This is a genomic window from Cyanobium sp. Cruz CV13-4-11 (assembly GCF_024346055.1).
Taxonomy (GTDB): Bacteria; Cyanobacteriota; Cyanobacteriia; order PCC-6307; family Cyanobiaceae; genus Cyanobium.
Genome location: NZ_JAGQCH010000019.1, coordinates 25,416 through 51,231 on the forward strand (window position 1 = coordinate 25,416; position 25,816 = coordinate 51,231).

21 protein-coding genes and 1 pseudogene are annotated in these 25,816 nt (G+C 67.5%); 13 read left to right on the forward strand and 9 right to left on the reverse strand.

Features of this window, described 5'->3' with window-relative positions; genetic code table 11:
• Window positions 1-68 precede the first annotated feature (68 nt).
• From KBZ12_RS13665 to KBZ12_RS13685, 5 genes are all read right to left on the reverse strand, one after another.
• Window positions 69-3,368 carry an efflux RND transporter permease subunit gene (locus KBZ12_RS13665; RefSeq protein ID WP_254958533.1) on the reverse strand — a complete coding sequence of 1,100 codons (3,300 nt, stop codon included), beginning with the start codon at window positions 3,366-3,368 and terminating at the stop codon, window positions 69-71.
• An 8-nt stretch (window positions 3,369-3,376) separates the two neighbouring features.
• Complete coding sequence (locus KBZ12_RS13670) at window positions 3,377-4,519, reverse strand: efflux RND transporter periplasmic adaptor subunit (protein ID WP_254958534.1); 1,143 nt, start codon at window positions 4,517-4,519, stop codon at window positions 3,377-3,379.
• A 75-nt stretch (window positions 4,520-4,594) separates the two neighbouring features.
• A complete protein-coding gene (locus KBZ12_RS13675) occupies window positions 4,595-4,879 on the reverse strand; it encodes a hypothetical protein (protein ID WP_254958535.1) in 285 nt (94 codons plus the stop codon).
• Window positions 4,879-8,289, reverse strand: a complete 3,411-nt coding sequence (locus KBZ12_RS13680) for an efflux RND transporter permease subunit (protein WP_254958536.1) — start codon at window positions 8,287-8,289, stop codon at window positions 4,879-4,881. The genes KBZ12_RS13675 and KBZ12_RS13680 overlap by 1 nt, the downstream gene beginning before the upstream one ends.
• A 10-nt stretch (window positions 8,290-8,299) precedes the next feature.
• Entirely contained in the window at window positions 8,300-9,448 is a 1,149-nt protein-coding gene (locus KBZ12_RS13685) for an efflux RND transporter periplasmic adaptor subunit (RefSeq protein ID WP_254958537.1), read from the reverse strand.
• Window positions 9,449-9,520: 72 nt separating this feature from the next.
• Between KBZ12_RS13685 and KBZ12_RS13690 the strand changes: the two genes are divergently transcribed.
• Complete coding sequence (locus KBZ12_RS13690; RefSeq protein ID WP_254958538.1) at window positions 9,521-11,755, forward strand: AAA family ATPase; 2,235 nt, start codon at window positions 9,521-9,523, stop codon at window positions 11,753-11,755.
• A 56-nt stretch (window positions 11,756-11,811) separates the two neighbouring features.
• Here the strand turns inward: KBZ12_RS13690 and KBZ12_RS13695 are convergent, their stop codons facing one another.
• Window positions 11,812-12,483 (reverse strand): alpha/beta hydrolase, encoded by a 672-nt coding sequence (locus tag KBZ12_RS13695; RefSeq protein WP_254958539.1) that lies wholly within the window; start codon window positions 12,481-12,483, stop codon window positions 11,812-11,814.
• 226 nt (window positions 12,484-12,709) lie between these two features.
• Here KBZ12_RS13695 and bcp point away from each other — a divergent pair, with 226 nt between their 5' ends.
• Complete coding sequence (gene bcp / locus KBZ12_RS13700) at window positions 12,710-13,177, forward strand: thioredoxin-dependent thiol peroxidase (protein WP_254958540.1); 468 nt, start codon at window positions 12,710-12,712, stop codon at window positions 13,175-13,177.
• Here the strand turns inward: bcp and KBZ12_RS13705 are convergent.
• Both KBZ12_RS13705 and KBZ12_RS13710 read right to left on the reverse strand, forming a co-directional pair.
• Entirely contained in the window at window positions 13,147-13,905 is a 759-nt protein-coding gene (locus KBZ12_RS13705; protein ID WP_254958541.1) for a type III pantothenate kinase, read from the reverse strand. The genes bcp and KBZ12_RS13705 overlap by 31 nt on opposite strands.
• 1 nt (window position 13,906) lies before the next feature.
• Window positions 13,907-14,728, reverse strand: a complete 822-nt coding sequence (locus KBZ12_RS13710; protein WP_254958542.1) for a phosphoadenylyl-sulfate reductase — start codon at window positions 14,726-14,728, stop codon at window positions 13,907-13,909.
• Window positions 14,729-14,779: 51 nt separating this feature from the next.
• Here KBZ12_RS13710 and KBZ12_RS13715 point away from each other — a divergent pair, with 51 nt between their 5' ends.
• From KBZ12_RS13715 to KBZ12_RS13745, 7 genes and pseudogenes are all read left to right on the forward strand, one after another.
• Window positions 14,780-15,994 (forward strand): NAD(P)/FAD-dependent oxidoreductase, encoded by a 1,215-nt coding sequence (locus KBZ12_RS13715; protein WP_254958543.1) that lies wholly within the window; start codon window positions 14,780-14,782, stop codon window positions 15,992-15,994.
• Complete coding sequence (locus KBZ12_RS13720) at window positions 15,991-16,653, forward strand: HAD-IA family hydrolase (protein WP_254958544.1); 663 nt, start codon at window positions 15,991-15,993, stop codon at window positions 16,651-16,653. The genes KBZ12_RS13715 and KBZ12_RS13720 overlap by 4 nt, the downstream gene beginning before the upstream one ends.
• Before the next feature lie 347 nt (window positions 16,654-17,000).
• A pseudogene (hflX, locus tag KBZ12_RS13725) lies at window positions 17,001-18,263 on the forward strand (GTPase HflX); the annotation flags it as partial.
• Between the two features lie 84 nt (window positions 18,264-18,347).
• The gene (locus tag KBZ12_RS13730) at window positions 18,348-18,983 is read left to right on the forward strand and encodes a peroxiredoxin (protein WP_254958565.1); all 636 of its coding nucleotides are present in this window, start codon (window positions 18,348-18,350) and stop codon (window positions 18,981-18,983) included.
• The gene (locus tag KBZ12_RS13735) at window positions 18,980-20,359 is read left to right on the forward strand and encodes a TrkH family potassium uptake protein (RefSeq protein WP_254958545.1); all 1,380 of its coding nucleotides are present in this window, start codon (window positions 18,980-18,982) and stop codon (window positions 20,357-20,359) included. Before KBZ12_RS13730 ends, KBZ12_RS13735 begins: the two co-directional genes overlap by 4 nt.
• Before the next feature lie 79 nt (window positions 20,360-20,438).
• The gene (locus tag KBZ12_RS13740; protein WP_254958546.1) at window positions 20,439-21,143 is read left to right on the forward strand and encodes a TrkA family potassium uptake protein; all 705 of its coding nucleotides are present in this window, start codon (window positions 20,439-20,441) and stop codon (window positions 21,141-21,143) included.
• A 20-nt stretch (window positions 21,144-21,163) separates the two neighbouring features.
• The gene (locus KBZ12_RS13745) at window positions 21,164-22,303 is read left to right on the forward strand and encodes an anhydro-N-acetylmuramic acid kinase (RefSeq protein ID WP_254958566.1); all 1,140 of its coding nucleotides are present in this window, start codon (window positions 21,164-21,166) and stop codon (window positions 22,301-22,303) included.
• On the opposite strand, the gene KBZ12_RS13750 is transcribed toward KBZ12_RS13745, so the two are convergent.
• Window positions 22,292-22,624 (reverse strand): ribbon-helix-helix domain-containing protein, encoded by a 333-nt coding sequence (locus KBZ12_RS13750; RefSeq protein ID WP_254958547.1) that lies wholly within the window; start codon window positions 22,622-22,624, stop codon window positions 22,292-22,294. The two genes, KBZ12_RS13745 and KBZ12_RS13750, sit on opposite strands and share 12 nt — an antisense overlap.
• A gap of 214 nt (window positions 22,625-22,838) precedes the next feature.
• Between KBZ12_RS13750 and KBZ12_RS13760 the strand changes: the two genes are divergently transcribed.
• From KBZ12_RS13760 to KBZ12_RS13775, 4 genes are all read left to right on the forward strand, one after another.
• Window positions 22,839-23,147: a hypothetical protein gene (locus tag KBZ12_RS13760; protein WP_216909171.1), complete on the forward strand. Its 309-nt coding sequence runs from the start codon at window positions 22,839-22,841 to the stop codon at window positions 23,145-23,147.
• 88 nt (window positions 23,148-23,235) lie between these two features.
• Window positions 23,236-23,481 (forward strand): hypothetical protein, encoded by a 246-nt coding sequence (locus KBZ12_RS13765; RefSeq protein WP_254958548.1) that lies wholly within the window; start codon window positions 23,236-23,238, stop codon window positions 23,479-23,481.
• A gap of 241 nt (window positions 23,482-23,722) precedes the next feature.
• Window positions 23,723-25,462: an ABC-F family ATP-binding cassette domain-containing protein gene (locus KBZ12_RS13770; RefSeq protein WP_315859323.1), complete on the forward strand. Its 1,740-nt coding sequence runs from the start codon at window positions 23,723-23,725 to the stop codon at window positions 25,460-25,462.
• A gap of 111 nt (window positions 25,463-25,573) precedes the next feature.
• The gene (locus KBZ12_RS13775) at window positions 25,574-25,738 is read left to right on the forward strand and encodes a hypothetical protein (RefSeq protein ID WP_254958550.1); all 165 of its coding nucleotides are present in this window, start codon (window positions 25,574-25,576) and stop codon (window positions 25,736-25,738) included.
• The last annotated feature ends 78 nt before the right edge of the window (window positions 25,739-25,816 follow it).

Below are 25,816 nucleotides of genomic sequence, written 5' to 3' on the forward strand. Positions count from 1 at the left end.
GCCCTGCGACCGCAATGGCGCAGCCAGGCCGGCGAATGATTCGTTACATGCCTGCAGCCAGGCTGGCCCTAGCCGGGGGGGCTGTCCTGGGCGACGGCCAGATCCGCCGGCTCGGTTTCGGACTCGCCGAACCAACGGGCCTCCAGGGCCTTCACCACGACATAGAAGGGGGGCACCACCCCCAGCGACAGCACCGTGGCCACCAGCAGGCCGCCAAAGATCACCGTCCCCAGGGACTGCTGGCTGTTGGCCCCCGCCGTGGTGGCCACCACCAGGGGCAGGAAGCCGGCCAGGGCGGCGATGGCCGTCATCAGGATCGGACGCAGCCGCGACTCGGCAGAGGCGATGGCGGCCTCCGCGGCCGTCATGCCCTCCTTCATGTGCTGCTCGGCCACCTCGACGATCAGGATGCCGTTCTTGGCCGCCAGCCCGATCAGGGTCACCAGGCCCACCTGGGCGTAGATGTTGAGATCGATCGAGCGCAGGGCCAGGAACGCCAGGGCGCCGAGCATGGCCAGGGGCACGGTCATCAGGATGATCACCGGCGTCACATAGCTCTCGTACTGGGCCGAAAGCACCAAGTAGACCACCAGGATCCCCAGGCCGAACACCAGCACACTGGCGTTGCCCGCCGACAGCTGCAGGGCAGCCAGGCCGGTGAAGGCATGGCCGATGTTGTTGAAGTCCTGGGCATGGAAGAGGTCCTGGATCAACGTCAGGGCCTGCCCGGAACTCTTGCCGATCGACTCGGCCCCCTGAATCAGGATCGTGCGGTAGAGGTTGAAGTGGCTGATCACCGGAGGGGCGCTGGTGAGTTCCGCGGTGGCGAACTCCGACACCTGAACCAGCTTGTTGTCTTTGCTGCGCACGTAGTAACTGAGCACATCCTCCAGGGAACTGCGGTTCTCGGAAGCCGCCTGCACGTAGATGTTCCTGACCTGGCCACTCTCATAGGTGAGGCCCGAATAGTTGCTGCCCGCCAGCACGGCGATGGTCTGCATCGCCTGCTGGAAATCGACGTTGAGGGCCCCGAGGATCGAGCGGTCGATCTTCAGCCCGAAGGCCGGGGCGCTGGGGATGAACTGGGTGTAAAGGGTGGAGAAGCCGCCGCTGGCCGTGCCCGCCTGGATCAGTTGTTTGGCCTGGTCATTGAGCTGGTTGAAGCTGTAGGCCCCATTGCTGAGATCGTTGAACTGGAAGTAGAAGCCGCCCTGGGCCGAGAAGCCCGGGATCGCCGGAGGCTGGGCCGCCACCGCCATGCCGGAGCTGATCTCGCTGAACTTGGCGTTGAGCCGGTTGACGATCGCCGGTGCCTTCTGATCGGTCCCGCTGCGTTCCTCGAGCGGCTTGAAGCCGAAGAAGAACACCCCCTGATCAGGACTGGAGCCGTTGAAGCCGTAGCCACTCACCACCGAACCGGCGATGATCTCCGGCTCGGCATTGAGCACCTTGGCCACCTCCAGGGCTGTGGCCTGGGTCTGGCTGAGGGAGGCACCGTTCTGGAGCTGGAAGATGCCCATGCCATAGCCCTGGTCTTCTTCCGGGATGAAGGCGGAGGGAAGGGCGGAGAAGGCGAACAGGGTGAGGGCGATGCCGCCGCCCAGACCCACCAAGATCCAGCGGCGCCTGGCGATCAGGGCCGCCACCATCGCGGCATAGCCGCGCTCCAGGCGTGTGAAGAAGGCGTTGAAGCGGTTGAAGATCCAGACCAGATTGGCGCCGGCCAGCACACCGACCACCACGCCCAAGACGTACGTGAGGTTGCCGAAGGAGGCGGCGCTGAAACGGCCGAAGGCCAGGCCCACCACCACGCCACCGATGATGCCCACCAGCCGGCCCGGAGGCGCCGACTTCTGGCTCCTCAGCAACAGGGCAGAAAGCATAGGGGAGAAGGTGAGCGCATTGAAGGCGGAGATCGCAATCGAGAAGGCGATGGTGAGAGCGAACTGCTTGTAGATGATGCCGATGCCCCCGGGATAGAAGGCCACAGGCACAAACACCGCCATCAGCACCAGGGCTGTGGCCACCAGGGCACCGAACAATTCACCCATGCATTCCATGGCGGCCTGGCGGGGGCGCATCCCCTTCTCCAGGTTCTTCTCCACCGCTTCGATCACCACGATGGCGTCATCCACCACCAGGCCCGTGGCCAGCACCAGGCCCAGCAGGGTGAGCTGGTTGATCGAGAAACCGAAGATCTTCACGAAGGCGAAGGTGCCGATCAGGGAGATCGGAATCGCCAGGCTGGGCACCACGGTGGCCCTCCAGTCCTGCAGAAACAGAAACAGGATCAACAGCACCAGCACAATGGCCAGGCCAAGGGCATCCACCACGCCCTCCACGGCCGACTCGATGAACTGGCCGATGTTGTAGATCTCGAACACCTTGACCCCCGGAGGGACGGTCTGGGTGAACTGATTCATCACCTGCACCACCTGGTTCGAAACGTCGAGGGCATTGCTCTCGGGGGTCTGGAAGACGGCGACCGTGATCGAGGGGTGGCCCTCGATGCTGACGGCCTGCTGGGCGTAGGTGTTAGCGCCGTAGGTGGCCTCGCCGACATCCTTGAGCCGCAGCAGGTTGCCGGCGGGCGTGCGGCCGACGATCAGGTTGTTGAGCTCCTCAACCGACACCAGATTTCCGTTGTTCTCCACCAGGATCGGGTAGGCGAACTTCTGGTTTCCCCCTGCTGGCGGTCCCCCCACCAGGCCACCGATCGCCACGGAGTTCTGGCTGCTCACCGCATTGACCACCTGGTCGGCGGTGAGATTGTTGGCTGTCAGCTTGTTGGCATCGACGAACAACCAGAAAGCGGGATTGCTGCCACCCAGCAGGTTGACGGTGGCCACGCCGGGCACCCTCTCCAGCTGAAAATAAAGGTTCTGATAGATGAGGCCGTTGAGATAGGAGGCATCGAACTGGCCTTCCGTCGAGGAGACCTGATAGGCCAGCAGGATCGACGGGGTGCTCTGCATCACCGAAACCCCGGTGGCCTGCACCTGCTGGGGCAACTGGGGCATCGCCAGGGAGACGCGGTTCTGGACATTCACCTGGTCGATGTTGATATCAGTCCCTTCGTTGAAAAAGACCTGAATCGTGCTCGTCCCAGACATGTTGCTGGTGGAGGAAATGTAATTCGCGCCCGGAACGCCGTTGATCTGCTGCTCGATGGGGTTGGTCACCGCCTGCTCAGTGACCAGGGAATTGGCGCCTCCATAGTTGGAGGTCACCTGGATCAGCGGAGGGGCGATGTTTGGGAGGTTCTCAATCGAGAGGGTGGGAATGGCGATCAGACCCACCAGCACGATCAGGATGCTGCAGACGGTGGTCAGGACCGGCCGCTTGATGAAGTTATCGGAGAATGACATCGGTTCGCTCAGCTCGCCGCTGGCGCCGGCGCCCGCTTCACCGGCATGCCGGAGCGCAGCAGGGCCGTGTTGCTCACCACCACCTCATCCCCCTTGGCCAGGCCTGAAAGCACCGGATAGGCGTTGTTCTGCAGCTTGCCGAGCGTCACAGCCGTCTGAACCACCACCGGCGTGGTGCCGGGAAGTTTCTCCAGCTGCTGCTTCTGGGCGGGCAACAGCTGATCGGAGGCCTTGATCTGGGGCAGGATCGTGGCGAGGGGCAGCACCTTATACACGAAGGGTTGCTGGGCCTGCATCATCACCGCCTCCACCGGCACCGCCAGCTGGTCGCTGATGCCGGTGATGATGCGGTTGCGCACGTACTGGCCGGTCTTCAGGACCCCCGTGAGATTCGGAAACACCGCTTTCACCAGCACCGTATTCGGCTGGGTGGAGGAGCCCTGCTGAGCGGTGGCGAAGTACGGGGAGACGAACACCACCTGGCCCACGCCCTTCACCGGAGGATTGCTCTGGCTCTCCACCTGCACCGGCTGGCCGATCTTCACCTGGCTGGACTGGGTGGCCGGCACATCCATCAGGGTCCAGAGAGAGCTGTTGTTGACGATTCCGGTGATCGCCTGGCCCTGGCGCACGTAATCGCCGAGTTTGACGGAATCGAGGTTGCCGATTTCCCCGTCAATGGGGGCGGTGACGAACTTGTAGCCCAGGGTGGCGGCGCTGGAGCGGGCCTGGTCCCGGCTCTGGATCGCCTGGGTGATGTAGTAATCCCGGTCTTTGGTCGAGACGGCCCCCTGCTCGTTGAGGAAGACGTAGCGCTCCGCGTTGACGCGATCCTTGATCGCCTCGGCCCGATCCGAATCGAGGGTGGCCGATTCCTGCACGTTGTCGAGCACGAGGATGGGCTGGCCCGCCTTCACCCGCTGGCCCTCCCTGGCCAGGATGCGGACCACCCGGCCATCGGACTGGGGCCGCATCACCACGTTGGAGGTGGACTCGATGACGCTGATCGTCTCGATGCCCGGGGCAAAACGGAACTCCCCCACTGTCACCGTCTGCACCACCAGCGGTCGTTTGGCCTCGGGCTTAGGGGCGCCGCAGGCCGCCAGCACCAGCGCCAGGGGAAGGAGAGGGGGGAAGGTCTGCCTGCGCACCGGACCGGTTCATACCTCTGAAAGGTACCGGGAAAGACCGCTTCGCCCCACTGGTCCGGAGCGACTTGCGGCCCCTCAGGCGTGGGGGCCAGGCCCGCCTCGGCGGCTGTGGTGCCGGTGGTACTCAGGCTCCGGATTGGACTCCTGCAGCTGGCGCACCGCCTCCACCGCCATGCCGGCCACGACGCCGAAGCCTCCGAACACCACCGTGCTCCAGAACAGGGCCTGGGGAGTGATCCTCAGGGGAGTGTTCGCCACGATGGCCCGCAGGAACTGGGCGATCGCCAACCCCACCAGACCGGTGATCATGCCTGCACCCAGCACCCGCCGGCCACTGAGTGGTGGGCAGGGGGCCGCCATCAGGACGCTCCGCCCGCCGGGGCCTCAGCCGCCGCCGGAGGCGAAGCCCCTGTGAGCTGTTTCACGACGACGTAGAACACCGGCACCACGAACAGGGACAACACCGTGGCCACGGCCAGGCCGCCAAACACCACCGTACCCAGGGAGGCCTGGCTGCGGGCACCGGCACCGGTGGCCAGCACCAGGGGCAGGAAGCCGAACAGGGAGGAGATGGCGGTCATCAGAATCGGCCGGAAGCGGGACTGGGCCGAGGCCCGTGCCGCCTCCATGGCACTTGCGCCCTCCTCCATGCGCTGGTTGGCGAGATCAACGATCAGGATGCCGTTCTTGGCCGCCAGGCCGATCAGCATCACCAGGCCCACCTGGGCGTAGATGTTGAGGACTTCACCCCTCAGGGCCAGGAAAGCCAGGGCGCCCAGCATGGCCGTCGGCACGGTCATCAGGATGATCAAAGGATCGCTGTAGCTCTCGTACTGGGCTGAAAGCACCAGATAAACCGCGAGAATCCCGAGGGCGAAAATCACGATCGCCAGGGCTCCAGCGCTCACCTCCTCCCGTGAAATGCCGGTCCAGTCGAAGCCGATGCCGGTGGTAGACAGGCTCTCGAAGATGTCCTGGATGTCCTTGATCGCCTGGCCGGAGCTGCGCCCGGCAAGGGCTGAACCCTCCACCTTGATGGAGCGGAACAGGTTGAAGCGGGGAATCACCGAAGGACCCGTGACCGGCTCCACCTGGATGAACTCCGACAGGGGAATCTGATCACCCCTGGCATTGGGCACGTACAGGGATTTCAGCTGGTCCGGATTGGAGCGGTAGCGCTCATCGGCCTGCACGAAGATGCGGCGCACCCTGCCGGCATCGAAGGTGTCATTCACATAGAACGAACCGATGTTGAAGCTGAAGGTCTGCATCGCCGTGCCGTAGTCGACTCCGAGAGCGGCCATACGGTCGCGGTCGACGAGGATCTGCAGCTGGGGGGCTTCAGGAGAGAACTGGGTGAACACCCGGTCGAACAGGCCGCTCTGATTGGCCTTGCCGACCAGCTGGGTGGCCGCCGCGAAGAAATCCGCAGGCGTGAGGGAGCCACCGCTGCGGTTGAGCATCTGCATCTCGAAACCGGCGCCCGTGCCGTAGCCGGGAATGGCGGGGGGTTCGACGACAATGATCCTGGCCTCCTCGATCACCGAGAGCTTGCGGTTCAGCCGCTGGGTGATCGCCGCCACCGACTGGTCCGAGGAGGTGCGCTCATCCCAGTTGCGGGTGCCGAAGAAGAACAGGCCCCGGTTGGGGGCGTTGCCATCGAGACTGGCGCCGCTGAACACCGCCGCCGTGGTGATGTCCTTTTCGCTGCGCAGGATTTCGGCCACCCGCTGGTTGATGCGGCGGGTGTTTTCGAGAGAAGCCCCGTCGGGGGCCTGGACGAAGCCGATGGCGTAGCCCTGATCCTCCACGGGCACGAAGCCCGTCGGGATGGAGGTGAAGGCGAAACCGGTGAGAACGATGCCACCGGCCAGGAGAGCCATCATGAGACGACGCTTGCCGAGCACCCAGCCCAGTCCAGCTTGATAGCGCCGCTCAACAGCGCCATAGATGACGTTGAAGCGCCGGAAGATGAAGGGAGCTCCCCAACCCAGCACCCCACCGATCAGGGAGTAGATCAACACCTCCAGTTGGTTGTTGACCCCCGCCAGCAGCAGGGCCGAGACGGCGCCACCGATCGCGAAGGGCAGCCGCAGGGGGAGACCCGTGATCAGAAGCAGGCCAAAGCCGATCCCCGTGGCCAGCGCCAGCATGCCCAGGGCCACCAGGGTGCCGCCGCCGCTGGCGAGGAGGCCGTACACGAAGCCGATGAACACCCCGGAGATGGCATAGGTACGGCGGCTGGGCGGCTCGCTCTCCCGGGCCAGCAACAGGGCCGAGAGCATCGGCGAGAAGGTGAGGGCGTTGAACGTGGAGATCAGGATCGAGAAGATGATCGTGGCAGCGAACTGCTTGTAGATCGTTCCGGTGGCCCCGGGGAAGAACAGCACCGGTACAAACACCGCGAACAGCACCAGGGAGGTGGCGATCACCGCCCCGAACAACTCATCCATGGTGGCTTTGGAGCTCTCCAGGGCGCTCAGCCCGGAGGCTTTCTTGGTCGAGGTGTCCTCAATCACGGTGATGGCGTCATCCACCACCAACCCCGTGGCCAGCACCAGGCCGAAAAGGGTGAGCTGGTTGAGGGTGAAGCCGAAAGCCTGCACGAACAGAAACGTGCCCACCAGGGCCACCGGGATGGCGATGGCCGGCACCAGGGTGGCCTTCCAGTTCTGCAGGAACAGGAACAGGATCAGCACCACCAGCACCACCGCTTCCCGCAGGGCGGAGGTGACGCCATCGATCGAGGCCTCGACGAACTCGGTGTTGTCGTAGATCTTCTGGATCGTCATGCCCGCCGGCATGACGTCCTCGAATTCCTTGATCACTTCCTCCACGCCACTGGAGACTTCGAGGGCATTGCTGCCGGTGAGCTGATAAATCGCCATCCCCACCGATGGAACACCGCGCAGGTCGGTGGCTTCGATGTCGAAGGATTCACCCCCCAGCGTCACCCGTCCCACGTCGCTCAGGCGCACCAGCCCGCCCTCGGAGGTGGAGCGCAGGATCATCGCCCCGAATTCCTCGGTGGTCCGCAACCGTCCCTGCAGCTGCACCGTCAGGGTGAACTGCTGGCCCTCGGGGGAGGGGGCACCGCCGATGCGTCCGACGGGCACCAGACGATTCTGGCTGCGCAGGGCCTGCACCACATCGGCGGCGCTCAGCTTGTTGGCCGCCAGGCGATCCGGGTCGAGCCAGAGGCGGAAGGCCAGCTGCCGGTTGCCGAAGTAGGTGAGTTCACCGACGCCCGGAACCCGCCGGACAGCATCGGTGATGTTCTGATCCAGGAGCCCGCTGATGGTCTCAAGGCTGAATTGCTGTTTCGGATCTTCGCTGGTGAAATTATAAACAAGGAGGATGGAGTTTGAGGCCTTGTTCACCGTGATGCCCGACTGGCGTACCTCTTCCGGCAGGCTCGGCTGGGCCAGGGATACCCGGTTCTGCACATTCACCTGGTTGATGTCGCCATCACTGCCGCTAGCAAACGTGACGGAGATGGCACTGGAACCATCGGCCGCACTGTTGGAGGTGATGAACTCCATGTTCTCCACCCCATTGATCTGCTGCTCGAGCACACTCGTGACGCCCTGCTCCACGCTGACCGCATCGGCCCCCACATAGCGGGAGGTGACCCTCACCGTCGGAGGAGCGATGTCCGGCAGATTCTCGATCGGCAGCAGCGGGATCGCGATCAGTCCGGCGATCACGATCAACAGACTGCACACCGTGGTGAGCACCGGCCTGAGGATGAACGTGTTCGAAGGTGACATCAGGCTGGGCTCAGTTGACCTTGACGGGCGCGCCGTTGCGGAGATTGATCAGGTTGGTGGTGATGACGCGGGCCCCAGCCTGGAGTCCCTTGAGCACCGGATAGCGGTTGTTCTGCAAGGGCCCCAGCTGCACGGGGGTCTGCAGGGCGAAGCTGGTGCCGGCGGGGAGCTTGCGTGCCACGGCCAGATCGGTCCGGCCCGGACGCCGCTCCAGGTCGGCCAGGCTGCCCACCGCGTAGACAAAGCTCTGGCCGGAGATCTGCGTAACGGCGGCGAAGGGCACCGAGAGCTCCTGGCGGCTGTCCAGCACCAGGCGGGTGCGGGTGCGCAGACCGGTGCGCAGCACCCCCGACGGATTGGCGAACTCGGCCTTGGCCAGCAGCGACTGGGTGCCGGCCACCACGCCGGGATCGAGGGATCTGATCACGCTCTGGGCCATCGGCTTGTTGGTGGCGGGATCCATGAGGATCACCGTCTGCCCCAGCCGCAACCGATTGGAGAACACGGCCGGCACATCCACCCGGGCCGTCAGGCGGTCGTTGCGGATGATCGTGGTGAATGGATCGCCCTCCTTGATCACATCGCCCACCTTCACCTTCACATCCCCCACGGTGCCGCCGGTGGGGGCCACGAGATCGCGGAAGGCCAGATCCGCCCGGCGGGACACCAGATTCTGCTGGGAGGAGATGTAGTTCTGGCGGAAACTGTCCCGCTGGAAGGCGCTGGCCGCCCCCTGACGCACGAGGTATTCGTAGCGCTCGAAGTTGAGCTTGTTGGTCTGCACCTCCGCCTCCAGTCGAGCCACATCGGCCCGGATCTGGGCCTGATCGAGCACCAGCAGCAGCTGGCCGCTGGCCACCTTGTCTCCCTGGCCCACCAGCAGGCGCTTGATGCGCCCGCCGGCCTGGGCCGCCAGCCGCACCTCCTCGAGGGCCTCCAGGGTGCTGACGGTGTCGACGTTGTCGGTGAAGGGCGCCAGGGTGGCGGCTTCGGCGCTGACCGAAAGGGGCGGCCGGGCGGCGGGAGGTTCGGCCTGGCAGGCCCCCAGCAGGGTGGCGCCGAACAGGGCGGCGGCTGCTCCCTGGAGACCCCGGCCAGTCCATCGACATCGCCTCGTGGGGGCCTCGCCAGACGGCGGCCTGCTCGGATGGCCGATCACGGGTTCAGCGATTAGCAAGGCTTCCGGCAGACCGTACCGCTCCAGAGGCCAATGCGGCGGGATGATGGGGCGGTGAGTGATCTGTTCAGCCATCAGGGCGAGCAAGCCAGGCGCAGGATCGCCCCGCTGGCCGACCGCCTGCGGCCGCGCAGCCTCGACGACTTCGTGGGCCAGGCGGCGATCCTGGGTCCGGGCCGGCTGCTGCGCCGTGCCATCGCCGCCGACCGGGTCGGCAACCTGATCCTGCACGGCCCCCCCGGCACCGGCAAGACCACCCTGGCGCGGATCATCGCCGGCAGCACTCGGGCCCACTTCAGCAGCCTCAACGCCGTGCTGGCCGGGGTGAAGGACCTGCGCGCCGAGGTGGACGCCGCCAAGTTGCGCCTGGAGCACCACGGCCTGCGCACGATCCTGTTCATCGACGAGGTGCATCGGTTCAACAGTGCCCAGCAGGACGCCCTGCTGCCCTGGGTGGAGAACGGCACCGTCACCCTGATCGGGGCCACCACCGAAAATCCCTACTTCGAAGTCAACAAGGCCCTGGTCAGCCGCTCCCGCCTGTTCCGCCTCCAGCCCCTGGAACCGGACGACCTGCGGGCATTGCTGGAGCGGGCCCTGGCGGATCCAGAGCACGGCTTCGGCCAGCGCCGCGTCGAACTGTCCGAGGAGGCCACCGCCCACCTGCTGGACGTGGCGGGGGGCGATGCCCGCAGCCTGCTCAATGCCCTGGAACTGGCGGTGGAAACCACCGAAGCCGATGCAGGCGGCGTGATCCGCATCGATCTGGCCATTGCCGAGGAATCGATCCAGCAGCGGGCGGTGCTCTACGACAAGCAGGGTGATGCCCACTTCGACACCATCAGCGCCTTCATCAAATCGATCCGGGGCTCCGATCCGGACGCGGCCCTGTTCTGGCTGGCGCGGATGGTGGAAGCGGGCGAGAACCCCCGCTTCATCCTGCGGCGTCTGCTGATCTCCGCCGGCGAGGACATCGGCCTGGCCGATCCCCAGGCGATGGTGGTGGTGGAGGCGTGCGCCGCCGCCTTCGACCGGGTGGGTCTGCCGGAGGGGCTCTACCCCCTGGCCCACGCCACCCTTTATCTGGCCGGCACCGAGAAGAGCAACAGCAGCCTGGGCTTCTTCGATGCGGTGAAGGCGGTGCGCGAGAGCCGCCGCCAGCAGGTGCCGGCCCATCTGCGCGATGCCAACCGGGACGGGCAGGCCTTCGGCGATGGGGTGGGCTACCGCTATCCCCACGCCTATGCCGACCACTGGGTGGCCCAGCAGTACCTGCCCCAGGCCCTGCAGGGGGAGGTGTTCTGGCAGCCGGGATCCCTGGGCTGGGAAGGGGGGTTGCGCAAACGGCTGCAGCAGCGCCGGGCCGCCCAGCTGGCCGCCGCGGCCGAAACCGCGGCCGATGACCGGGGCGACCTGCTCAGCAGCAGTCCGGACGACCCCCTGCTGAACCGCTGGCTGCAGCGCCAGGCCGGGGCCGAGGGGGAACGGCTCGACCGGCTGCGCCAGCGCTTCTGGCAGGACGCCGCGATCGGGCGCCTCGACCGGGTGCTGGTGGTCGAAGCCCACTCCCTGCTCTGGGCCCTCGATCCGCTCGAGGCCACCAGCGAGGGGGAGGTGGTGCTCACCACGCCGTCAACGGCAGTGCTCGATCGCCTGCAGGCCCAGCTGCAGCTGCTGGATCAGCTGCGGCGCCCACGCCTGCTGGCGGTGGCACCCGACGCCCCCGACCAGCTCCAGGCGCAGCTGGCCGCTCCGCCCAAAGGCGAGGGTCGCTTCGAGTGGATCGCCGCGCGTCAACCGTGGCGGACCTGTTCAGCGCCGCAACGGCTGGCCTGGCTGGAGCAGCTCACGGCCCTGGCGGCCCCGGGAGCCCGGGCCCGCTTGCTGTTCACCCATCCGTTGCTGGGACCGGCGGGCAGCCTGCGTACCCACCTGCTCAGCCGCGACGCAGGCAACGTGCCGGCCGTTCTTGAGCGCGCGGCCGACCGGGAACGGGAGTGGCTGGCAGGCGACGCCCAGCTGGCCGATCGGGTCCAGGAGACCCTGGAATCCCTTGGCTGGATCGTGCAGCGCCGCTTCTGGGAGGAGGGACTCGAGCTTTCCCTGGGCGACGCCCTGCTGGAGCGCTGGTTCGGCAGGGAGGCCAACTACCGGAAGCATCTGGCCTCGGTCCTTCCGGCCGCTGGCCGCAAGGGCCTCGAGGCCCTGTTCCGGGAGCGACGGGGGGTGTCCCTGCCCCAGCCCCTCGGGCACACCCTGCTGCTGGCCCACAGAAACCCGGGGCCATAAAAAAGCCCCGGCAACGCCGGGGCTGAAGCGGGTGGGGAGAGAGCCTCCCCGGTCGCTCACCAGAGGCCGCGAACCGGCTGATCCATCACAGGAGCAGGGGCGGGGGTGTCACGGACCATGGCCACGGGATCGGCCATCTGGTTGGCCTGGATGCAGGCGGGCAGAAAGACGTACCAGGACAGCAGGGAGGTGCACTGGGCGGTGCCGGCCTGGCAACGGCCTTCGGCGCAGATGTTCTGGGAACCGGTGTAGGTGTTGCAGAAATCAGCCAGACGGAAGTCGGTGGGCAGGGCCTTCATGATGCCGGCCGAGGAGATCGAGCCGTCCTTGGAGTCGGAGATGATCGCCGACCGGAGGGCCTGAACAGCATAGGTATTCATGCTGTAGTAAGGGAAATAGCTGTTGGTGGCGTTCTTCAGGAACTTCACACCGGCGGCGGAATAGAGGAAGCGCGACACCCCCACCAGGTTGACGGCGTAGGTTTTGTTCATGCCCGACTTGACTTCGTCGGAGGTCCAGCCGGAGCGGGCGAGACCGCCCTCCAGGCCGCGGTCGGTGATGTCACCGGACTTCAGGAAGGTGTCGAAGGCACTCTGATTGGTGGACCACACGGCACCGCCGGTGTTCCAACGCACAGGCAGATCATTGTCCACAGCCGCGGAAGCGGGCAGCACGGAAGCCGTGAGGGCCGTTCCCACGAAGAGACCGGTGAGAAGTTGCTTGAACACGGGAGACGATGTTGACTTCAAAGTCAACCTAGCGATCCAGAGTGCTTCTGACTACAGCATGTGTGCGGTTTCTTTGCCTCTCCACACAGAAGACAGGGGTTTCGGGCACGACGTGGGACTGTCTCGCCGCGACTCAGCCGGCTCGGGAGCCCTGGATGCCAAAGGGACCCGCTAGGACTGACTCCCCTAGGCTACAGGCGCCTCCTTCGTTTTCAAGGTTCGATCCATGGCCCTGCAGGTGGGAGATCCAGCCCCCGATTTCACCCTCCCCGATCAGACGGGCGAGGCCGTGTCCCTGGCCGCGTTGAAGGGGCAGCGTGTGGTCATTTACTTCTATCCAAAGGACGACACGCCGGGCTGCACGAAGGAAGCCTGCAACTTCAGGGACCGCTGGAGCGCCTTCGAAACCCATGGCATCCGGGTGCTGGGCATCAGCAAGGACGGGGCGGCCAGCCACGGCAAGTTCGTCGCCAAGTACGACCTGCCCTTCACCCTGCTGACCGACGCCGAGCCCTGCCCGGTGGCCGAGTCGTACGCCAGCTACGGCCTCAAGAAGTTCATGGGCAAGGAGTACATGGGGATGATGCGGCACACCTTCGTGGTCGATGCCGAGGGCAAGCTGGAGCGCGTTTATCTCAAGGTGAAGGCCGAAGCCATGGCCGATCAGATCCTCGAGGACCTGGGCCTGGCCTGAACGGCGCCGGCCGGCGGACGGGGCCGCAGGGCCACAAGGGCCTCCAGGCAGAGATCGGGGCGGTGCAGCAGGACGGCCTCCCCCATCCCCGCCCTGCGCAACAGCGGCAGCAGGGTTGGTCCGTCTCCCCCTGTGAGCACGATCCGGCAGCCGGCCTCCAGCGTCCTGGCCTGCCGTCCGGCCTCCAGCACCGCGGCGGCCAGCCCCTCGGCCACCCCCTGCCGCATCGCCGCCTCGGTGGCCCGCGGCCAGGACTCCCCGCTGACGTCACCCACCAGGGGCCTCTCCAGGGAAGGCAAACCCTCGGTGCCCGAGCCCATGGCCCCCAGCTGCAGGGCCGCGCCCGCCATCAACCGGCCGCCGGCGAAGCGCCCACGGCCGTCGACCCGGGTGAGACTCAGCACCGTGCCGACATCGGCCACCAGCACGGGGCCGCCGGTGACCCGCGCCGCCCACCAGCCCGCCAGGGCCCGATCGATGCCCAGCCAGGGGGGGGCGTCAGCCAGGGGCACATCCTCCAGAGCCAGGCGCGTCTCCGCTGGCAGGGCGGCCTCGGGAGGCACCCGGCCCACCGCCGCCCAGGCCACGGGCGGATCCACCGCAGCCACCTGCGGGGGCAGGTGAAGAAATTGCGGCACCGGTTCGCCCCCCAATCCGTCCGCCCCGCCCAGGGCCCAGTGCCAGCGGCTGTTGCCGATCAGCAGCCAGCGAAGCTGGCAAGCCTGCACCTCAGATGCCCTCGCCCATCAGCCCGGGCATGTGGATGCCGCACTCCTGCTGCAGCCCGCCAAACCGTGTGGACCGGCCATTGGTGGTGCCGTCGTCAGGGGCGCTGGTGTGCCAGTCGCCCACCGTGGAATACCCCTGCTCGAACAGCGGGTGCTGGGGCAGGTCGTGCTCCCGCAAGTAGTAGTAGACGTCACGGCGGCTCCAGGCGAGCAGGGGCCGCAGCGACCAACGCTCCCGCACCGGATCGAGGCAATGCATCGCACCGCGGTGGTCGGTCTGGCCGGCGCGCACGCCACTGGCCCAGCAATGCACCTCCAGCTGCTCCAGTCTGCGGTCTAGGGGTTCGACCTTGCGCAGCCGGTTGTAAGCGCGCATGTCCTCAGGATTCCCCGTTTCCCAGAGGCGGCCGTGCAGGGCCTCCATCCGGGCCGGGCTGATTTCAGCCTGCAGGACATGCAGATTCAGCTGGAGGCGTTCGCAGAGCTCGTCTGCGTAGCGGTAGGTCTCGGGGGGCAGATAGCCCGTATCGACCCAGAGCACGGGGATCGCCGGCCAGGCGCCGGAGCCGTCGAGGGCGCTCACCATGTGGAGCATCACCGCCGACTGGATGCCGAAACTCGTGGTGATGGCGAAGTGGCCGGCGAAGGCCTCCTGGGCCCAGCGCATCCGGCCGATGGCATCGAGGGGCTCGAGCTCGGAACGGGCGGCATCGAGGTCGATGGCCGCTCCATGGCGATCCCGGGGCAGGGCCTGGTGGGCCGCATCCGGACCAGCCGCGCTGCCCTCGGGGCTGATGGAAGCCGTGAGGGGGAAGGACACCATCGCCCCATCATCGCCCTTCAGGCATCCGGGGATTGTGGTTAAGGTGACGTCATGCAAGGGCAACCGGAAAAGGCCCAGAACGTCGTCATCGTCGGGGGTGGCTTCGGAGGTCTGTACACAGCCCTGGCCCTGGCCCAGCGGAAGAACCATCCGCCCGTCCTGCTGATCGAGCCGAACGACCGGTTCCTGTTTCTTCCCCTCCTCTACGAACTGCTCAGCGGTGAGTTGCGCTGCTGGGAAATCGCCCCCCGCTACGACGCTCTGCTCGCGGGCCGCGGCCTGGCCTGGCTGCAGGACCGGGTGGAGCGGATCGATGCCGAGCGCCACGAACTGCACACGGCGGCGGGCCGGACCCTCCCCTACGGCCGCCTGGTGATCGCCACGGGCGCCGAAAGCAACACCTTTGCGGTGCCAGGCGCCGACCGCCACAGCCTCGGCTTCCGCAACCTGGCCGATGTGGAGCGACTCCAGTGCCTGGTGGCCGACCTGAAACAGCAGCGTCGCCCCCTGCAGCGCCTCGCCGTGGTGGGGGCGGGCCCCACCGGGGTGGAGCTGGCCTGCAAGCTCGCCGACATGGCCGAGGGCAGCGCCGTGATCGAACTGATCGAGCAAGGGCCGCAGCTGCTGCCCCAGTCCAGGGCCTTCAACCGGGAACAGGCCGCCCTGGCCCTGCGGCGCCGTGACGTGCGTCTGCGCCTCGGGACCCAGGTGGAGGCGGTCGACGCCGAAGCGATCAGCCTCCGCTGCCAATCCGATGGGGAGAGCCCCGCCCACAGCGAAACCCTCGCCGTTCGGGCGGTGGTCTGGACCGCCGGATTGAGCTTCCGGGCACCCCGGATCGATCCCCCCCCCGCCTGCGACAGCCGCGGCCGCCTGCTCTGCGGTGCCGATCTGCGCCTGCAGGACCATCGCGATCTTTTTGTGGCCGGAGATCTGGCAGCCCCGGTGGATCCGGAAGGAACGGACAGCGAGGCTCCGGGCGCCGCCACGCCGGCCACGGCCCAGGTGGCCTTCCAGCAGGCCGCGGTGCTGGCCACCAACCTGATCCACTCCCTGCGGGGCGAACCCCTGGAGCCCTTCCAGTGGAAGGATCTGGGCGAAATGATGAGCCTGGGCGTCGGTGAAGCCAGCCTCACCGGCTCCGGTGTCACCCTGGCCGGACCGGCGGCCTACCAGCTACGCCGGCTGGCCTACCTGACCCGTCTGCCGGGCCGCCCTCACCAGCTGAGGGTCGCCGCCGGCTGGCTGGCCGACTGGACACCATGACGGCGATGCCGGCTCCCCCGTCGACCTGGCCCCGTCCCAGGGGCCTGCTGCTCGATGCCATGGGCACCTTGATCGGCCTGCGCAGCTCGGTGGGCAACACCTACGCCGCCGTGGCGGCCGAGCACGGCCTAGACGTCGCCGCCGACGCCATCGACCGGGCCTTCCCTGGCGTGCTGCGGCAGGCCCCAACCCTGGCCTTCCCAGGCCTCGAGGGCGACAGCCTGCTCCAGGCGGAGCGCCGCTGGTGGGGGGAGCGCATCGATGCCGTCCTCGGGGCCGCCGGTGCAGCCGCGGCCCCGGCGGCCCTCCACGACGCCCTGTTTGATCGCTTCGCCGATCCCTCCCTGTGGCACGTCTACGCCGATGTGCCCGCCGTTCTGCGCCGCTGGCACGGGGCGGGGCTGCGCCTGGCCGTGGTCAGCAACTTCGACCGGCGGCTGCAGCCGCTGCTGGAGGGCCTGGGCCTGGCGGATCTGTTCGCGGCGGTGGTGGTGTCCAGCAGTGCCGGGGCCGCCAAGCCGTCGCCTCTGCCGTTCCAGATCGCCCTGGAGTCGCTTGATCTGCCGCCGTCCCAGGTCTGGCACGTGGGCGACAGTCCCGAGGACGGGGCCGGCGCCCGGGCCGCCGGCGTGCGTTGCCTGCTGGTGCAGCGTCCTTGAGGCAGGGAGTGCTGGCCGGCAGAACCGTGGGTCTGAGACCCTCGGAGCGGCGTCGGCTGGAGCAGATCTGCCACCGGCGTCATCCAGGCGATGCGGTGGCGGATCTGCTCACCCTGCAGCGCCTGGCGGCCGAGGGCCGCGATCTGGCGCTGCCCCTCACCCTGGTGGTCGATGGGCGCGGTCTGTGCCGCCTGCTGTGGGTGGGGGAACTGGACCATTCGGCGCGCCTGCTGGAGAAACTTCCCGGCCCCTCCAGGCGTCAGGGCCACAACCTGCGTCTGCTGACCTGCGCGGGGGCTGGACGCCAGGCGCACCTGCAGCCCACGGCCCAGGAGGCCGTGGTGGGCATGGACGTGGCGCCGGACCTCTGGCTGCGCTTCGGCCAGCAACCGGACACCGGCGGACGCTGGCCGGCGGCGATCCACACCCCGGCCGGCAGCGGTGAGAGCGCCTGGGACTGCGCCCTGGAGGGGGATCTGGCCGACCTCTGCGGCCTCGACCCCGTCGCCCTCGCCGCTGCGGAGCCACCGGAGGCGCCCCCCGCCCTGGAGGGCCCCGAGCGGGTGCTCCTGCTGGTCCAGACCAGTGGTGACCGGGCCCTGAGCGACCGGCGCATCGCCGAACTGGAAGGCCTGGTGCGCAGCGCCGGTGCCGTGCCGGTGGGCCGGATGGAGCAGCGCCGCCAGGGCCCCGTCTCCCGCAACCCCTGGGGGGAGGGCAAGCTGCGGGAGGCGGCCCTGGAGGCGCGCCGCGTCGGCGCCAGCCTGGTGGTGGCCGATCGGGAACTCACCCCGGCCCAGGCCCGCGACCTGGAGGGGCTGCTCGACCTGCCGGTGAGCGACCGCAGCGAACTGATCCTCGACATCTTTGCCCAGCGGGCAGCCAGCGGCGCCGGTCGGCTGCAGGTGGAGCTGGCCCAACTGCGTTACCGCCTGCCGCGGCTCACGGGCCGGGGCCTGAGCCTGTCACGGCAGGGGGGCGGCATCGGCACCCGGGGCCCCGGCGAAACCCAGCTGGAGAAGGACCGGCGCGCCATCGCCCGGCGCATCGAACGGCTGCAGCGGGAGGTGCAGCGCCTGGGGGCCCACCGGGCCCGCCTGCGGGAGGGGCGCCGCGACCTGCCGCGGGTGGCCCTGGTGGGTTACACCAACGCCGGCAAGAGCTCCCTGCTCAACGCCCTCACCGGGGCCAGCGGCAGCCAGGCCGTGATGGCCGAGAACAAGCTGTTCGCCACCCTCGATCCCACCACCCGCCGCATCGAGCGGACATCCGGTGGTGGGGCGGACGGCCAGCCGCTGCTGGTCACCGACACGGTGGGGTTCATCCGCGATCTGCCCCCCCAGCTGATGGAGGCGTTCCGCTCCACCTTTGAGGAGGCGCTCGATGCCGATGGCCTGCTGATCGTCGTCGACCTGGCCGATCCCGCCTGGCCCGAGCAGCTCTCCACCGTGCAGACGATCCTCGATTCCCTGCAGGCCACCATGCCCAGGCGGGTGATCGGCAACCAGATCGACCGCTGCCCCAGCGGCGAACTGGAGCGGGCCAGGGCGGTGGATCCGGCCATGCTGTTCGTTTCAGCCACCGCGGACCTGGGCCTCCAGCATCTGCGCCAGGAGCTGCAGTCCTGGCCCTCCGAAACCACAACGGACGGCCCCACTGCTGTGCCAGCATCGACCGGCGCCAATTCTTCTCCGATGACCCTGCAACTGGGCGACACCGTTCCTGATTTCACTCAGGAGTCCCAGCTCGGCCCGATCAATCTGTACGACTTCGCCGGCGACAGCTGGGTGGTGCTGTTCTCCCATCCCGCCGACTACACCCCCGTCTGCACGACGGAGCTGGGTGAGGTCTCACGGCTGCGTCCCGAATGGGAGAAGCGCAACGTCAAGACCATTGCCCTGAGCGTCGATTCCGCCGAAAGCCACAAGGGCTGGATCGGCGACATCAACGAGACCCAGAACACCACCGTCGACTATCCGATCCTCGCGGACAGCGATAAGAAGGTGAGCAGCCTGTACGGCATGATCCACCCCAATGCCCTGAGCAACCTGACGGTGCGCTCGGTGTTCATCATCGACCCCAACAAGAAGCTGCGGCTGCAGATCACCTATCCCGCCAGCACGGGCCGCAACTTCGATGAGATCCTGCGGGTGATCGATTCCCTCCAGCTCACCGACCACCACCAGGTGGCCACGCCGGTGAACTGGAAGGAAGGCGACGACTGCGTGGTGGTGCCCTCGATCCCCACCGACGAAGCCCGGGCAAAGTTCCCCAAGGGTGTCACTGAGATCCGCCCCTATCTCCGGATGACCCCCCAGCCCAACAAATGAAGCGGCTGCAGAGTTGGCGGCACCGTCTGACGGTGCCACAGTTCACGCTTGTCACCGGCGCTCTGGTGATTGCCTTTGGCACACTGCTGCTGGCAAGCCCGCTCTGCTCCACTGATGACGTGGGCCTCTGGGAGGCCCTCTTCACCGTCACCTCCGCCATCACCGTCACGGGCCTGTCGATCATCGACGTGGGTGCCGAACTCACCTTTGCCGGCCAGGTCGCCCTGGCCGGGCTGATCCTCACCGGCGGCCTGGGGCTGATGGCGATCACCACCTTCCTGCAGGGGTTTGTCCAGGGCCGCTCGGGGCTGCGCCAGCGGCTCGACAAGGGCCGCGCCCTGGATGAATTCGGCGTGGGGGGCATCGGCACCACACTGAACCAGATCCTGCTGATCGCTGCGGCGGTGATCGGCATCGGCACCCTGATCCTTTACAACTTCGGCTTCACCGATATTCCCGACAAAGGCCAGCGACTCTGGGCTTCGCTGTTCCACTGCATCAGCGCCTACAACAACGCCGGTTTCGGGCTATGGCGCGACAACCTGATCGGCTACCAGAGCCAGCCCGTCGTCAATGGCGTGATCGGTCTGCTGATCGTGATGGGTGGCATCGGCTGGCGGGTCACCAACGACATCTGGGTGAACCGCTTCCGGCTGGCCCGCATCCGCCGCCTCAGCCTGCACACCCGGTTGGTGATTCGCACCACCATCCTGCTGATCGTGGTGGGGGCCGTTGGCCTGATGTTCACCGAACACTTCGCGACGGAGGAACTGGTGGGTCGGATGGGGTTCTGGAACAAACTTCAGGTCACCCTGTTCCAGTCGATCACCACCCGCACCGCCGGCTTCAACACCGTTCCCCTCAGCCTGGAGACCATCTCCGACTCGGGCATCCTGCTGATGATCACCCTGATGTTCATCGGCGCCAGCCCCGGTGGCACCGGCGGCGGCATCAAGACCACCACCTTCGCGGCCCTGATCGCCGCCACCCGATCCACCCTGCGCGGCCATGATGCGGTGGTGGTGAGGAACCGGGAGATCCCCCTCAAGGTGATCCTCAAGGCCGTGGGGGTCACCCTCGGCTCGGGCCTGTTCATCCTGCTGATGGCCCTGCTGCTGGGCCTGGGAAACACCACCGCCGGAACGCCGGGGAGTGAGGCCTTCACCTTCCTCGAAAAGCTGTTCACCTGCGTGTCCGCCTTCGGCACCGTGGGCCTCGACGTCGGCGTCACCAGCCAGCTCAACCGCTGGGGCCAGCTGGTGCTGATGATCGGCATGTTCGTGGGCCGGATCGGTATTCTCCTTCTGCTTTCGGCTGTCTATGGCAGCCGGCCCCAGAATCGGGTGGGCTTCCCCCGCGAGGAGCTCTACATCTGACGGGCGGATGTCCAACTCCGCTCCAGCCTGACGATTCCCCCGCCCCAGCTCCTGCCATGCCCCTTGCGACGTCCTCCTCATGAACCAGTGGTGGCAATGGCAGGGCAGTGAGGCCGACACCTCCAACAGCTACGCCGTGATCGGGATCGGTCGCTTCGGCAGTGCCGTCTGCAAGGAACTCCTCCGCCATGGGGCCGAAGTGCTGGCAATCGACAACAACCAGCGGGCCATCGATGAGCTGCGCCAGATGGACACCGCCATCGAGGCCCGCGTCGTGGACTGCACCGACGAGGAAGCCCTGAGGGCCGCCGGCGCCCTGGATGTGGGCACGGTGGTGGTGGCCATCAGCGAACCGATCGGCGCCAGCATCACGGCCACCCTGATCGTCAGGGACGGTGAAGGCAGCCGGGTCAAACAGGTGATCGCCAGGGCCACCAGCGACCTGCACGAAAAGATGTTGCGGCGGGTCGGAGCCGACAAGGTGGTCTTCCCTTCGAAGATGCAGGGAACACGGCTGGGCATGGAACTGGTCCGGCCCAACCTGCTGGAGCGCCTCCGCCTCGACGACCGCAACAGCATCGAGGAGATCAAGGTTCCAGGCTCCTTCGTCGGCCAGTCGCTGCGGGATCTCAACCTCCGCAAGAATTACAACGTCAGCGTGCTGGCCGCCGGCCCCTCCAACCAGCTCACGGTCAACCCCCCCGCCTCCCACGTGCTCAACGAATCCGAGCTGCTGGTGGTGATGGGCAGCAGTGAAGCCCTCGAAGCCCTGCCCACCCACTGATTGCCTTGCGAAGGACGGCCATGCGGGTGCTGGGCCTGATGAGCGGCACCAGCGCCGACGGGGTGGACGCGGTGCTGGTGCGCCTGGAGGGTCGTTCCGCCCGGCCCCGCTGGCGCATCCTTGCGGGCGCCCACACCCCCTACCCGCCGGACCTGCGCGAGCGCCTGGTGGCTGTCGGCCAGGGAAGGCCCCTGGACGCCGACGCCTGGCTGACCCTGGCCGAAGACCTCACCGAGCACCAGGCCGTGGCGGCCCGGGCCTGTGATCCGGAGGGCAGCGCCGAGCTGGTGGGCTGCCACGGGCAGACCCTCTGGCACCGCCCGCCGGACGGGGAACGTCGCGGGGCCAGCTGGCAGCTGCTGCAGGGGCCGTTGCTGGCGGAACTGCTGGGCAGGCCGGTGGTCTTCGACTTCCGCAGCGCCGATCTGGCCCTCGGCGGCCATGGCGCGCCCCTGGTGCCGGCCACCGACGCCGCCTTGCTGGGGAGAATCGGCGGCTGGCGTGCCCTGCTCAACCTGGGCGGCATCGCCAACCTCACCCTGCTTCCCCCGCCCGCGGGCCCCGACCGAAACGCCCCGGTGCAGGGCTGGGACTGCGGTCCGGCCAACACGCTGCTGGATCTGGCGGTGGCCCGCTTCAGCGGTGGACGCCTGCACTTCGATGCCGACGGAGCCTGGGCACGGCAGGGCCGCATCGACGAGGGGCGGCTGCAGCAGTGGCTGCGGGAGCCCTATTTCCAGGCGGCGCCACCGAAATCCACCGGACGCGAGCTGTTCGGGGCCGCCGATCTCGATCGCCGCCTGGCGGAGCTCGGCGCCGGTGTGGAGCCGGCCGATGCCCTGGCCACCCTGACGGCCTTCAGCGCGGCGGTGGTGGGGCAGGACCTGGCCAGGAGTCCCCGTCCCCTGGAACTGCTGGTGGCCGGAGGCGGCACCCGCAATGGCTTCCTGATGGAGCAGCTGCAGCGCCGTTGCCGCGGCATGGCGGTGCGCAGCCTGGCCAGCCATGGCATCGCCGATGACCAGCGGGAGGCCCTGGCCTTTGCCCTGCTGGCCTGGTGGCGATGGCGGAACCACCCGGGGTCGCTGCCCTCGGTCACCGGAGCCAGGCGGGCTGCGGTGCTCGGCGTGATCGCCGTGCCTCCCTCGTCAGGGGGCTAGGGGGGGCTGGCGCAGGCGCAGCCGGCGCGGTGCCCCGCGCAGCCGCCGGGTGCCGGCCTGTTCCTGCTGTTCGAGCTCGTGGCGGAAACGATCGGCGGCGGCCGGCCCGCTCGGGTAGGGCGCCTGGGCGGTCTCAGCGGGGCGCTGCAGCTGTTCAAGCCGGTCCACCCCTTGCTGGATCAGCACCTTGGCCATGTTACTGACCGTGCGCGATTCGCTGTCCGCCAGGGCGGCGAGGCGGGCACAGAGCTCCTCCGGCAGGACGACCTGGATCCGCGGCGACTTGGGCTTGCCGCTGGAGGAGGTCTGGCGGGTCGGCACGGTGCCTCTGGGTGGGGGCCGGCAAGCGGCTTGCCGCTTGGGTACGGCGAGATAGGAAAAAGTGTACAGTGGCTGTCATGGGTAGTATCCAAAAGTAGGGTTGTGGACCGTTCCGGCCCCCTTCCGGAATCCCCTCCCCAGGCCCACGCCCACCTGCTCCACGCCCACCGTCCCCACCCCCGTCCTTTCCGACGGCCCACCGGCCGCTTCCGCCATGGCCCGCTCCACCCAGTCCCGCCCCACCGGTTCCGAGACCCCTCTGCAGCCGAAGAGCCGCCAGAGCCGACGGCGCAGCACGGCGGAACGCAGCGATGTGCTGGTGTCGGCCGTGATCAGCACCTACCTGCTCACCCACCTGCATCACGTGCTTCAGCGGGCCGAGTTCGGCGCCCAGCAGGAGGGACGCCAGTCCCTGGCTGCCAACTACGCCCAGCTGCGCAAGGTGCTCTGTCTCGATGCCCGCAGCATGGAAGACGCCTCCGCCAGCGGCGCCGAGGAGGACCCCAGTCCTCAGGCCGCCTGATCCGGCCCCATCGCCCCTGACGTTCCACCCGCCGATGGCTGCGCCGATGGCCCCCAGCCCATAAGGTCAGGGAAGAATCCCGGCCAGGATGACCACCAGCAACGCCACCAACAACGCCGCAGAGCTCTACGGACGCATCAGCAACGATGTGGAGCTCACCCAGTCACTGTTCCGTCAGGCCCTGCAGGATCCCAGCGGAGCCCTCAGCAGAATCGTCGCCCTTGGCGAACAGGCGGGCCTGCCGGTCAGCCCGGAGGAGGTCAAGGCCCATCTGGCCGGCCTCGATGACGGCGCCACCAAGCAGTGGCTGATCAAGGCCCGGGGCGGCCTCTGAAGCTCGAGAACGGTGTCCCTCCTGCTGGGGCCGGCGCGGCGGTTCCCGACGCTGGGAGCCCCCCCCCTGGGCCCAGCTGAAGAACAGCCAGTAGCTCGTCAGCGCCAGGCCCGCCGCCACCACCAGGGCGGCGATCTGCTCAAGGCGCTTGATCATTCTGACGACACGACCGAAACGGTCTGTCAGTCTGCAGGACGCCCCGACAGGGGATGATGCGCTCACTGCGACCGCTATCCGCTCCGTGCTGCGCCTCGAACGCATCGGCAAGATCTACCCCACCGGTGAGGTGCTCAAGGACATCACCTGGGAAGTCAAGGCGGGGGATCGGATCGGCCTGGTGGGGGTCAACGGGGCCGGTAAATCCACCCAGATGCGCATCATCGCCGGTCTGGAGGAACCCACCAGCGGCCAGGTGGTGCGCCAGGGGGATCCCCGCATCGCCTACCTGCAGCAGGAGTTCGATGTCGACCTCGCCCGCAGCGTCCGCCAGGAACTGTTCCAGGCCTTTGGTGAGGCGGCTGAGGTGCTCAACCGGCAACGGCAGGTGGAGGAGGCCATGGCCACCGAGGAGGCCGCCGCGGATCCGGCCCTGCTCGACCGGCTGATCGACGACCTCGGCCAGCTGCAGAGCCGATTCGAGGCCCTGCACGGCTACGAGCTCGATGCCCGCATCGACAAGCTGCTGCCCAGCATCGGCTTCACCCCCGAGACGGCCGAGCGGGTCGTGGGGGACTACTCCGGTGGCTGGCAGATGCGCATCGCCCTGGGCAAGATCCTCCTGCAGGAGCCGGATCTGCTGCTCCTCGACGAACCCACCAACCACCTGGACGTCGAAACGATCCAGTGGCTGGAGAGTTATCTGGTGGATCAGACGGTTCCCCTGGTGGTGATCAGCCACGACCGGGCCTTTCTCGATCGGGTCTGCAACCAGATCGTCGAGACCGAGCGGGGCGTCTCGCGGACCTACCTGGGCAACTACAGCCAGCATCTCGAGCAGAAGGCCCTGGAGCGGGAGGCCGGCCAGGCGGCGTTCGAGCGTCAGCAGAAGGAACTGAGCAGCCAACAGGCCTACATCGACCGCTTCCGGGCCAGTGCGACGCGCAGCACCCAGGCCAAGAGCCGCGAGAAGCTGCTCGACAAGGTGGAGCGGATCGAGGCGCCGCTGGAGTCGGTGAGCGGGCCGCGGTTCGCCTTTCCCCCCGCCCCCCGCTCGGGTCGGGTGGTGGCGGCGATCGAGAACCTCACCCATGGCTACGACGACCAGATTCTGTTTCTGGGGGCGAATTTGGAGGTGGAGCGCGGCGATCGGATCGCCTTCGTCGGCCCGAACGGAGCCGGGAAATCCACCCTGCTGCGGCTGGTGATGGGCTACGAGCTTCCCCTGGAGGGCCAGGCGGGCCTGGGGGAGCATCACGTGGTGGCGGGCTACTTCGAGCAGAACCAGGCAGAGGCCCTGGATCTGGCCAAATCGGTGATCGACACCCTGTTTGAGGCCGTTCCCGACTGGACCCAGACCCAGGTGCGGTCCCTGCTGGGCAGCTTCGGCTTCAGCAACGAGTCGGTCTTCAAGCCGGTGGAAAAGCTGAGTGGCGGCGAGAAGGCCCGGCTGGCCCTGGCCCTGATGCTGCTCACCCCCTGCAACCTGCTGGTGCTCGATGAGCCCACCAACCACCTCGACATCCCCGCCAAACAGATGCTTGAGGAGGCCCTGATGGCCTACGAGGGGGCGGCCCTGCTGGTCTCCCACGACCGCTTCTTCATCGGCCGGGTGGCCAACCGGATCGTGGAGGTGCGCGACGGCGAACTGGTGCTCTATCGCGGCGACTACGCCTACTACCAGGAAAAGAAACGCGAGGAGGTTGAGGAGAACGAGCGCTTGGCGCAGGAGCAGAAGCTGGCCGCCAAACGCCAGGAGCAGCGTCAGAAGCAGCGGGCCAAGTCGGCCGCGAAGGCCGGGGGCAAGGCCGGCAACGGCGGCTGAGGAGGCGGGAGAAAATACAACTTCATGGTTCCCTAGGCAGGAAGACTCATTTCTCTGGTGTCGCGCGATCTGTGTGCATAGTCTGACAAGGTCACCCATCCAGGAGCAGCGATGACCATCCAGAACGTCGTCACCGAGGGCTGGACCGCCGAGCGGGAGGAAACGGCCGGCACCAGCGATTCGATGGAGGTGTACTTCGAGTGCATCACCACCTGCTCCCTGGAGGATGGGGAGTGCGTCACCCGCTGCGTTGAAGAGCTCCGCGAGCGCCACTGACGGAAGCGCCACTGACGGGGCTTGGCCCTGATGGGGATGGTCCTTTCCCTATCGCTGCGCAGGGCCGGCGACAAGAGG